Origin of the sequence: Gluconobacter sp. NFX36, from assembly GCF_049887835.1 — a bacterium.
GTDB lineage: Bacteria > Pseudomonadota > Alphaproteobacteria > Acetobacterales > Acetobacteraceae > Gluconobacter > Gluconobacter japonicus_A.
The window spans coordinates 60,529-71,082 of record NZ_JAGEKJ010000003.1; the positions used below are offsets into that span (position 1 = coordinate 60,529).

The 10,554-nt window shown below is 56.3% G+C and carries 8 protein-coding genes; all 8 read left to right on the plus strand.

What is annotated here, in order from left to right; all coding sequences use genetic code 11:
- Positions 1-33 precede the first annotated feature (33 nt).
- The 8 genes from glmU (at position 34) to J4P41_RS03840 (ending at position 10,492) form a co-directional block, all read left to right on the plus strand.
- Positions 34-1,368: a bifunctional UDP-N-acetylglucosamine diphosphorylase/glucosamine-1-phosphate N-acetyltransferase GlmU gene (gene glmU / locus J4P41_RS03805; protein ID WP_426066171.1), complete on the plus strand. Its 1,335-nt coding sequence runs from the start codon at positions 34-36 to the stop codon at positions 1,366-1,368.
- Positions 1,368-3,194, plus strand: coding sequence for a glutamine--fructose-6-phosphate transaminase (isomerizing) (gene glmS, locus J4P41_RS03810; protein WP_426066172.1), 1,827 nt, complete (start codon positions 1,368-1,370; stop codon positions 3,192-3,194). Before glmU ends, glmS begins: the two co-directional genes overlap by 1 nt.
- 92 nt (positions 3,195-3,286) lie before the next feature.
- On the plus strand, positions 3,287-6,247 hold the full coding sequence (locus J4P41_RS03815) for an FAD-binding and (Fe-S)-binding domain-containing protein (RefSeq protein ID WP_426066173.1): 2,961 nt from the start codon (positions 3,287-3,289) through the stop codon (positions 6,245-6,247).
- 17 nt (positions 6,248-6,264) lie between these two features.
- Positions 6,265-7,839: a hypothetical protein gene (locus tag J4P41_RS03820; RefSeq protein WP_426066174.1), complete on the plus strand. Its 1,575-nt coding sequence runs from the start codon at positions 6,265-6,267 to the stop codon at positions 7,837-7,839.
- Positions 7,840-7,891: 52 nt separating this feature from the next.
- A complete protein-coding gene (gene thiO, locus J4P41_RS03825) occupies positions 7,892-8,860 on the plus strand; it encodes a glycine oxidase ThiO (protein WP_426066175.1) in 969 nt (322 codons plus the stop codon).
- 40 nt (positions 8,861-8,900) lie between these two features.
- Entirely contained in the window at positions 8,901-9,098 is a 198-nt protein-coding gene (gene thiS, locus J4P41_RS03830) for a sulfur carrier protein ThiS (RefSeq protein ID WP_426066176.1), read from the plus strand.
- A gap of 3 nt (positions 9,099-9,101) precedes the next feature.
- Complete coding sequence (locus tag J4P41_RS03835) at positions 9,102-9,887, plus strand: thiazole synthase (protein ID WP_062016957.1); 786 nt, start codon at positions 9,102-9,104, stop codon at positions 9,885-9,887.
- On the plus strand, positions 9,887-10,492 hold the full coding sequence (locus J4P41_RS03840) for a thiamine phosphate synthase (protein ID WP_426066177.1): 606 nt from the start codon (positions 9,887-9,889) through the stop codon (positions 10,490-10,492). The genes J4P41_RS03835 and J4P41_RS03840 overlap by 1 nt, the downstream gene beginning before the upstream one ends.
- The last annotated feature ends 62 nt before the right edge of the window (positions 10,493-10,554 follow it).

Consider the following 10,554-nt stretch of genomic DNA (forward strand, 5'->3'; position numbering starts at 1 on the left):
GAACTGGCGCGGTTTGGATACCCGGGACGGAACATGACCAATACCGCACGCCACACCACAGCCATCATCCTTGCAGCGGGCCTCGGCACGCGCATGAAGTCCCGCCTTCCCAAGGCTCTGCACCGTCTTGGAAACCGTCCCATGATCACACATCTGATCGAGACTGCCCGCGAAGTCTTTGACGATGTGGTTGTGGTGGTTGGGCCTGATATGCCCGAACTTGAAAAAGTGGTTTTGCCCTACCGCACGGTCGTGCAGACCGACCGTCTGGGAACGGCGCACGCCACCAACATGGCAAAAGATCTGTTCGGTAACGGCGACATTGCCGTCCTGTACGCCGACAATCCCCTGATCACCGCAGAAACAATGCGCAAGCTCACGGCAGCCCGCCAGACCGGGGCAAGTCTTGCGCTTCTTGGTATGCGCCCGTTCAATCCCGGTCGTTACGGCAGGATTGTCGAAGAGCAGGGCCGTGTCAGCCGGATCGTCGAGTTCAAGGACGCAACCGAGGACGAGCGACAGATTGCGCTGTGCAATGCAGGCGTCATGTGCGCGGGTGCCGATGATTTTCGGATATGGCTTGCAGCCGTCGACAACAACAACGCACAAGGTGAATATTACCTGACGGATGTTGTCGCCATGGCCGCCACACAGGGGCGTGTTCAGTGTGTCGAGGCTCCTGAAAGCGAACTCGCAGGCGTTAACTCCCGAAGTGAACTGGCACAGGCAGAAGCCACACTTCAAGCACGCCTCCGGACTGCTGCTATGGAAGCGGGTGTAACGCTTGTCTCTCCTGAGACCACCTTCCTCAGTACAGACACGGCTCTGGAAGCGGATGTGGTGGTTGAACCAAACGTCTTTTTCGGGCCGGGCGTGACAGTCCGCAGCGGCGCGTTGATCCGGGCGTTCTCACATCTTGAAGGATGCACAGTCGGTGAGGGCGCCATGATTGGCCCCTATGCCCGTCTGCGTCCCGGGACGGTCTGCGCCGCAGACACGCATGTCGGAAATTTTGTCGAACTCAAGAATGTCGATCTTGGTCGCGGCGCAAAAGCCAATCATCTGACCTATCTCGGGGATGCGTCCGTCGGCGCGGAAACCAATGTTGGGGCAGGGACCGTGACCTGCAATTACGATGGATATTTCAAGCACCGCACCATCATCGGTGAACGCAACTTCATCGGGTCGGACTCCATTCTCGTGGCCCCCGTCACGATTGGAGACGACGCGCTGATCGCTGCGGGAAGCACCATTACGGAAGATGTTCCGGCAGAAGGTCTGGCGTTCGGACGCGCCCGTCAGATTGTCAAACCAGGTCGCGGCCTTGAAATCAAACAGACCCTTAAAGCCAAAAAGGAGCAGGGCTGATGTGTGGAATTTGTGGCGTTGTAGGCCATCGTCCAGCCACCCCGATCGTTTTCGAAGCGCTGCGTCGGCTTGAATACCGCGGTTATGATTCTGCCGGTATCGCGACCCTGTCTGCCGATGGCACCATTGATCGCCGTCGCGCAGCTGGCAAGCTCGATAATCTCGAAGCTGTTCTGAAGGCTGAACCCCTTAGTGGCACGACAGGCATCGGCCACACGCGGTGGGCCACTCACGGCGCACCGACAGAAACCAACGCTCATCCGCACGCGGCTGGCCGGGTCGCGATCGTCCATAACGGCATCATCGAAAACTTTGCCACACTAAAGGCCGAGCTCGAAGCACGGGGCCGGATTTTCCTGTCTGATACGGATTCAGAGACCGTCGCCCATCTGGTTGATTTTTATCTGGATCAGGGCAAGACGCCGCGGGACGCAGCTTTTGCTGCCATCAAGCGCCTTGAAGGCGCGTATGCAATTGCCATCATTTTTCAGGGCCATGACGGCCTGCTGATTGGCGCCCGTCATGGCGCTCCTTTGGCTGTAGGCTACGGTGAAGGCGAGATGTTCCTTGGCTCCGACAGTCTGGCTCTGGCGCCACTGGCAAGCCGTATCACCTATCTGGACGATGGCGACTGGTGCGAACTGACGCCTGGCAATGTCATCATCTTCAATGGCGAAGGTCAGGAAGTCAGCCGCCCGATCCAGAACATTGCGTTTATGGCCGGACAGGTCGGCAAAGATGGCTATCGCCACTATATGGAAAAGGAACTGCACGAGCATCCGGTCGCCATCGGCCAGACGCTTCAGCGCATTACCGACCCTGCCTCCAAGACCATCGCATTACCGGCCATGCCGTTCGACCCGGCTCAGGTTCCTCGTATCACCATCACAGCATGCGGTTCCGCTTTCTATGCTGGCATGGTCGGCCGGTACTGGCTTGAGTCTCTGGCCCGTGTGCCTGTCGAAATCGATGTAGCCTCTGAGATGCGCTACCGGGACGCGCCACAGCCTGACAAAGGGGTTGCACTCCTCATTTCCCAGTCCGGTGAAACGGCAGATACACTCGGCGTTCTACGTAGCCTGAAGAAGGCCGGACAAAGTATCGTGTCTGTTCTGAACGTCGAACATTCAACGATGGGGCGTGAGAGCGATCTGGTTCTGGGGATGGTTGCTGGCCCGGAAATTTCGGTAGCTTCCACCAAAGCTTTTACAGCACAACTCTCTGTTCTTGCAGCTCTTTCCATCGACTTCGCACGCGCACGGGGTACGATCGATAAGGCTCGCGAAGAAAGCCTGACAGCTAACCTCCTCGATCTTCCGTCCCGTGCAGCTGAAGTCTTCACGCGGGTTGAGGCCATTCAGGCCATGGCGCGTGTTATCGCAGAAGCCAGAGATGTCCTGTATCTGGGGCGCGGCATCTGCACGCCAATCGCTTATGAAGGCGCCTTAAAACTCAAGGAAATCAGCTACATCCATGCAGAAGCTTATGCCGCGGGTGAACTGAAGCATGGTCCGATCAGCCTGATTGACCGGACCGTTCCTGTCGTGGCGATCGCACCCTCCACAATCCTGTTCGACAAAACCCTGTCCAACCTGCAGGAAGCCAAGGCGCGTGGTGGGCGCATTCTGGCCTTTACAGATGCGGCGGGTGCAAAACGCCTTGAAGGCATTGCAGAACATATTGTTGTACTGCCAGATGTAGATGCTTTTGTTGCTCCCATTCTCTACGCAATCCCCGTCCAGATCCTCGCTTACGAGGTCGCACTGCTGAAGGGCACGGATGTGGACCAGCCTCGCAATCTGGCTAAATCCGTCACGGTGGAATAAGGACATTTTCTTCCGGTTGGCGGGGCTTTCCAAGACGCTTCATTTCGCGGAGGATAGCCCCTCAACACATGACGTGAATGGGAGAAAAAATCATGGGTGGCGATGCAGCTTTATCAGGTGGAACCGTACATTCCGGTCTCACTCTGGCCGCATCTGAGATTGCCGCCCGTGATACTTTTCTGAGCCGGCTAAGAACTGAAGGATTTGAAGGGGACATCACCCCACAAGTTTCGGCACGGTTGGTGGCAGCCACTGACAACAGCATCTATCAGCAGCTTCCTGTTCTGGTCCTTTATCCCAAAACTCTTGAAGATCTGAACCGGGCGGTTCGTGCGGCTGCCGGAGGTCTTCTGACGCTTGCGATACGCGGTGGCGGGACAGGCACCAATGGCCAATCCCTGACGTCCGGGGTCATCGTTGATGTAGCCCGCTATCTTGACCGTATTCTGGACTTCGATGCCGAAACCGGCCTGGTCACAGTCGAACCTGGCGTCGTCCTCGCCAGACTGAATGCATTCCTAAAGCCGCACGGCTATTTTTTCCCCCCGACAGTCTCAACCGCAACCCGCGCTACGATCGGAGGCATGGTCGCCACTGACGCGTCGGGCAAGGGGTCGCGCCTCTACGGCCGCACGTCCGATTACATCGAGACAATGGACGTCGTATTGTCCGATGGGTCTGACCTGCATGTCGGGAAGCTTTCACAAACCGACCTAAAACAGGCTGAAGCACGAGAGGATCTGCCCGGACGCATCTATCGTGAAGTTCATCGCGTCATCACGGATCAGGCTGACGAGATCCGTCGCGTTTTCCCGGATATGAACCGTGGGCTCACAGGCTATAACCTGCAGAATATTCTGCTTGAGGACGGACGGTTCAGTCTCGCTCGCCTGCTCGCAGGCTCGGAAGGGACACTCGCTCTGACAAAGCGCATTGTGCTGCGCGTGCGACGCCTCCCGAAGTTCAGACAGCTTCTGGTCGTCCGCTATGCCAGTTTCGATCATACGTTACGAGACGTGCAGACCCTCCTTCCAGCCAACCCTTCGGCTATCGAAGTGCTGGATGACCGGGTCTTGGAAAAAGCAGCGCAGGATATTGTCTGGCAGTCTCTTGAAGATGTTCTGGGAGCGCGTTCAGAAGTCCCGGTTCGAGGGATGAGCTTCGTCGAATTCGTGGGAGACAATGCTGCTCATCTGCATCAGCAGATGCAGGACGCCGTGACTCTCCTTGAGAGCTCTCCTTTCGAAGTCATTGATTATAAACCTGTTTCAGATCAGGAGATCATCAACCAACTCTGGACCCTGCGGGAAAAATCCGTTGGACTTCTAGGGCGACCTGATGGTCACAAACAGGGCGTGGCTTTTGTCGAGGACACAGCCGTTCCGCCCGAAGCCCTCGCAGATTATGTCGGTGAATTCCGAGCGATCCTCGACCGGTATGATCTGTCCTATGGCATGTTCGGACATGCTGATGTTGGATGCCTGCACGTTCGACCCTTCCTGGATATGCTTTCCGAAAAAGATCGGTCCCTCATCCGACCAATTTCAGACGCTGTCGCAAACCTCACCAAGAAACATGGCGGATTGCTATGGGGGGAACACGGGCGAGGTTATCGCGGAGAGTTCTCTCCTTTGTTCTTCGGGGAAACGCTTTTCAAAGAGTTGTGCCGGATTAAGGAGGCCTTTGATCCTGAAGATATTTTCAACCGTGGAAAGCTGGCTCCGGTTGGGAAACTCTATCCCGTGGACCGCATCGATGGCGTCCCATTCAAAGGTGAATTCGACGAACAGATTTCTGATGATTTCAGAGAAAATTTTGGGCTTTCCGTTAGCTGTAACGGGAATGGCGCCTGTTACAATCGTGAGCCAGATATGGCGATGTGCCCGTCTTACAAGGCAACGAAGGACAGAACCCAGTCGCCTAAAGGCCGCGCAACGCTTCTGCGGAGTTGGGCACGCCTGAACGCGCTGCCAGATGATGCTTCCGACAAGAATGCTCTGCCAGAACTGACGGCAGAACTTAAAGCCTCGCTTGACACCTGTCTGTCCTGCAAGGCCTGTGCGACCCAGTGTCCGATCCGCGTGGATATTCCCTCCATGCGCTCCAAGTTTCTGGATCTGTATTTCCAGACGCGGCAACGCCCCATGCGAGATTATCTGGTGTACTGGCTGGAGCCACTTCTTGGGATTGGGCGACGGATGCCACAAATCGCCAATATTCTGATGCAAAATCCAATTTCAGCCGGTCTGCTCAAAAAAATTGGACTGGTCGATTTGCCAGTACTGAAACCGGCCACTCTCCCACGCACAGCACTTCTGACACAGAACTGGCTTCGACAAGCCGCAAAGAATGACTGCTCTGTCGTGCTGATTCAGGATTCCTTTACCGGCAGCTTCGATGGTGGCGTCATCGAAAGTGCGTATCAGCTTTTGTCGTCACTCGGCATGGACGTGCGGATCACGCCCGTGTGGGATAACGGCAAGGCACGGCATGTCCGGGGCTTTCGCAAGGGATTTGCCTCCACGGCACGCGAAACCCTGCGGCAACTCCGTAACATCAGCCGCCATAATGTGCCCGTTATTGCCCTTGATGCCGCAACGGGATTGATGTTCGAACAGGAGTATCAAGACGTTGCAGGCATGGAGTCCGTTCCAGCAGTGCTCTCTCTGGAAGGCTTCCTAAAACGCCAGATCGACAAAGGCCTAGTGGCAGAAAAGCCTCCTGCAGGAGATATGACGCCCCTGACGGTTATTTCACATTGTACGGAACAGGCCGTGCGTCCCGGCAGTGCGCAGGACTGGGCCACAGTTCTGCAACATCTTGGTGTACGAGCTCAGGCTGGCAAAGCCGGCTGCTGCGGTATGGCTGGTCTGTTCGGCCACGAACGAGAGCATGCAGATCTTTCGGCGGCCATTTTCGAACAGAACTGGGCAGCGAAAGGCGATGTTCTAGCGACAGGTTTCTCCTGCCGTTGCCAAGGAAAGAGGCTTGCAGGAAAGCGTCCTGCGCACCCCGTGGAAATTCTCGCCGCACAACTTCATAGCAAGACATAAGAAATCCATACAAAACCATGAAATTAAATAATTTTACTGGTTGCAAAAAGCTTTCTTCCATCCTGTTTTTTTCAACTTTATCCTTACTGTATCTTCTACTGGCCATTCGGGTTTCATCCCTCTGGCCAAAAACATCTGATCAAGCTTCGTATTTTCTCGCAGGTCTGGATGTTCTTCGCGGAAACTGGCGCCTCAAAGGCTGGGTTCTGACGCCTCCCGATTTCTGGACGTCAGATATTCCCCTGAGCGCAACCTTAGCCGCGTTCTGGTATGCTCTTGGCCATCCTGCGAGAAGCCCGTTTTTGCTGATGGTACAACCCGCCATTCTCTGGACTGGCGTCGTAGTCTCCGCCTTTGCTGTAGTTTTTCTGCGGCTCCCGGATCGTCAGTCCCGCTTGGGCGCCGCTGCACTTCTTTTGCCAGTGCTGGCATTTCCGCTCCTGCGCGCACCAACAGCCTATTTCATCACGCTCTCGGCTATCCACATGGGCGTGCTGATCTATGGAGTGTGGGCTTTCCACTGGGCTGACCGGTTCCTGTCGTCCGGCTCCTGGCGGTCACTATTCATTATGGCACTTCTTCTCTGCCTCGGCGTCATTGGGGATCCGTTACTGGCCATCACGGGAGCGGGGGCGCTGCTTTTATATGCCGCTCTGGCAAGAGAACTCCCCAAGAAACATCGTTTCCTTATGGCAGGTGCCACGCTTGTGGCCGTCATGCTCGCAAAAACTCTCCTGCATCTCAATGCTGCAACCGGAGGTTTTGAAACCGAACCGCTGGAGACGCGCTTTGCACCCTGGGAGCAGTTGAGCAGCAATCTGCTTACAACATTCCGCTCCATTCTGCTCGTCTATGATGCCGATCCTTCCGGTCAGGTCGTGAGTGCAACCCTCCCAGAATGCCTGCGTGTAGCCCTTGTCGTTCTGGCTCTGACAGGAGCTTGGCAGGTGGCCAAAACAGCTTGGGTAAGTGGTGGCCGAAACACTCCCTTCCGTTCCTTCCTGGTTGTCTCCGCACTGCTAGACTTTATCGCACTGGCCGTCAGCAACCGTATTGCGCTTGACGGAAGCACAGTGGCTATAGCGCGCTACCTTTTCCCTCTCTGGCTTGATCTGGCCTGCATTACCGCACTTGTCTGGCCCACACGACGTATGGCCGTCACTATTTCGACATCCGTGCTGGCAGTAACGCTCATTACAGATTACCGAACTCTCCCACTCTACTCGACAGGGATTCTCAGTACGGAAGATAACCAGCTTCTCAGCCGACTGGAGAAAGACTTCCCTCCTGATGGAATTGGCACATGGTGGAGTTCAGGCAATCTCGAAGTGGCATCCCTGGGGAAACTTCATGTGTATCCGGCGATGATGCAGGCCAACGGCACGATTGCTCCGTTTGTACATATTCGCAAACACATGGACTGGCACTCTTTGGATGGCAAAGCGTTCTTTATTGTCATTCCCCATCCAGAGGAAACCTTCAACGAGGCCGGTGCCATCAACACTTTCGGCGCTCCCGCAGCCCGTGTCACAGAGGGCCGATACACCATTTTGCTTTACAACATCGATCACCTTCCTGCGCGAGCCTCCTGACCGTCCGTAAGAGGTGTGTTACACCCATCGCGGTTTTTCTGAGGGGGCAAACATGACAGAACCTCACATTCTGGTTCGTGGAGCCGGGGTGGCCGGCATGGTCACCGCCGTTGCTCTTGCCGAACGCGGCGCACAGGTTACTGTATATGATGCTGGCGGCCGCATAGGGGCGGGAGCCTCATGGTTTGCAGGGGGAATGCTTGCCCCATGGTGCGAAGCAGAGTCAGCTCCTGATGAAGTCACCCAAGACAGCTTATCCTCGCTAGACTGGTGGAAAGCCCACGTCCCGGATGTGGTGCAGACCGGGAGCCTCGTAGTAGCTCCACCGCGTGACACTCCTGAACTTACGCGCTTCGGACGCAGAACCAGTCACTTCGAGACAATCGGCGTTGAACGCATCAGAGCCCTTGAACCCGATCTGGAAGATCGCTTCGACAGAGCGTTGTTTTTCGCGGAAGAAGGACATGTTGATCCGCGCAAAGCGCTGGTAGCCCTTGGAGACAAGCTGGCTCACCATAGTGGAATAATCGTCTCCAACGCTGCGATTGATACGGCCTCTTTTGACTGGATCGTCGACTGCACAGGTGTCGCCGCACGGGAGACGCAGAAAGATCTGCGAGGAATGCGTGGTGAAATGGTGCTTCTGCGCTGCCCCGAGATCACACTTCACCGTCCGATCCGGATGCTGCATCCGCGTATTCCGGTTTATATCGTTCCGCGTGACAATTCGGTCTTTATGGTCGGCGCAACGATGGTGGAAAGCGATGATACCCGAGCCATCACCGTCCGCGCCATTACGGACCTTCTGAATGCCGCCTACACGCTTCATCCAGCCTTCGCCGAGGCTGAACTTCTGGAAGCCAATGCCGGACTGAGACCCGCTTATCCGGATAATGTTCCCCGCGTCCGGCGAGAGGGCAACAGGATTTCCCTTAATGGCATGTACCGTCACGGGTTCCTGTTATCTCCTGCACGTGCAAGGGAAGTCTGTGAGATCATTTTCGGAACAGATCGGGCCTGAACCCTTTCTTCCTCATACAGCCCCGGATGGGAGAGACATCATGCAGATCACCGTCAATGACGAGCCCAGAGAAGTTCACGCCCGAACCCTTGGAGCCGTTCTTGATGAACTCGGCTACGGGAAGGCCCGCGTCGCTACAGCTCTGAACGGTTTTTTCGTTCCTGCAACGCAGCGCAGTGTCAAGGCTGTGGACGAGGGGGCCGTCCTCGAAATCCTGGCCCCGATGCAGGGAGGCTGACGCATGAAATTCTACGGCACCGAACTGTCCTCACGCCTGATGCTGGGGACAGCGCAATATGACAGTCCGGCCATTCTCGCCGAGGCGGTTAAAGCCGCTCAGGCTGGCGTCGTGACCGTGTCTCTTCGTCGTGAGTCTGCGGGCGCTCAGGCCGGGCAGGCGTTCTGGTCGCTGATCCAAAGTCTGGATGTCCCCGTTCTGCCCAATACGGCTGGCTGCCACGGCGTTCGTGAAGCGGTCACAACTGCCCAAATGGCCCGCGATGTCTTTGGAACCAACTGGATCAAACTCGAAGTCATCGGGCAGGGCGACCTGCTCCAGCCAGATGTGTTCGGACTTGTGGAAGCAACCCGCATCCTGACGGAAGACGGGTTTCAGGTATTCCCCTACACGACGGAAGATCTGGTCGTTGCGGAACGCCTTCTCCGAGCTGGTGCAGAAGTTCTCATGCCTTGGGGTGCACCGATTGGCTCGGGCAGGGGCCTGAACAACCTTTTCGGCCTGCGGGCTCTGCGTGGACATTTCCCGGATGTGCCCATGGTCGTGGATGCCGGGATCGGTAAGCCATCCCATGCGACGGCCGCATTCGAACTGGGGTTCGATGCCGTCCTGATCAACACAGCCGTCGCCAAAGCTGGCAATCCGGCAGAGATGGCAAAAGCTTTTCGTCTGGCATGTGAGGCCGGTCTGGCAGGGTATGCGGCAGACCCTATGGAAGAACGTGATATGGCGGTGCCCTCGACCCCGACGCTGGGTCTGGCCCGCACTCTTGGTGGAGAAATGCTCTGATGTCCCGTCTGCCTTCGAAGATTTATCCGGTTGTTGACCATCCCCGTTGGGTTGAGCGTCTTGGAGGGGCGGGTGCACGCTTCATTCAGCTTCGCCTCAAGGATCTTCCCCCCGAAGAACAGCGCACCCAAATCGAAACCGCGCAGGAACTCGCCGCACGCCATAATGTCGCCCTCGTGCTGAACGATTACTGGGAGCTGGCAATCGAACTTGGCTATGAATGGCTGCACCTGGGACAGGAAGACCTTGATACCGCTGATCTTGATGCCATCCGACAGACAGGCATCCGCCTTGGTATCTCGACCCATAGCCATGAAGAGTTGCAACGCGCTCTGGCCTGCAAGCCGGATTATGTTGCACTTGGTCCGATCTGGGAAACGAAACTGAAGAAAATGGCGTTTGGTCCTCAGGGCATTGAACGTCTGACGGAATGGCGGGAACTGTGCGGTGACGTCCCTCTGGTCGCCATCGGCGGCATAACGCTCGAACGTCTGCCATCCTGCCTCAAAGCCGGAGCGGACAGCGTGGCGGCCGTCAGCGACTTTATTCGCGTAGACGATCCGGAAAGTCAGGTGAAACAGTGGCTTGCAGCCGCTGACACATAATTTAAAGACAACGCTATCTTACAGCGGAAACGCTCTCTAGGATGGTATTCGAACTAAAAGGG

Bases quoted from the DNA above. Each gene is read 5' to 3' on its own strand.
- glmU (WP_426066171.1), top strand. From the start codon at position 34: ATGACCAATACCGCACGCCACACCACAGCCATCATCCTTGCAGCGGGC.
- glmS (WP_426066172.1), top strand. From the start codon at position 1,368: ATGTGTGGAATTTGTGGCGTTGTAGGCCATCGTCCAGCCACCCCGATC.
- J4P41_RS03815 (WP_426066173.1), top strand. From the start codon at position 3,287: ATGGGTGGCGATGCAGCTTTATCAGGTGGAACCGTACATTCCGGTCTC.
- J4P41_RS03820 (WP_426066174.1), top strand. From the start codon at position 6,265: ATGAAATTAAATAATTTTACTGGTTGCAAAAAGCTTTCTTCCATCCTG.
- thiO (WP_426066175.1), top strand. From the start codon at position 7,892: ATGACAGAACCTCACATTCTGGTTCGTGGAGCCGGGGTGGCCGGCATG.
- thiS (WP_426066176.1), top strand. From the start codon at position 8,901: ATGCAGATCACCGTCAATGACGAGCCCAGAGAAGTTCACGCCCGAACC.
- J4P41_RS03835 (WP_062016957.1), top strand. From the start codon at position 9,102: ATGAAATTCTACGGCACCGAACTGTCCTCACGCCTGATGCTGGGGACA.
- J4P41_RS03840 (WP_426066177.1), top strand. From the start codon at position 9,887: ATGTCCCGTCTGCCTTCGAAGATTTATCCGGTTGTTGACCATCCCCGT.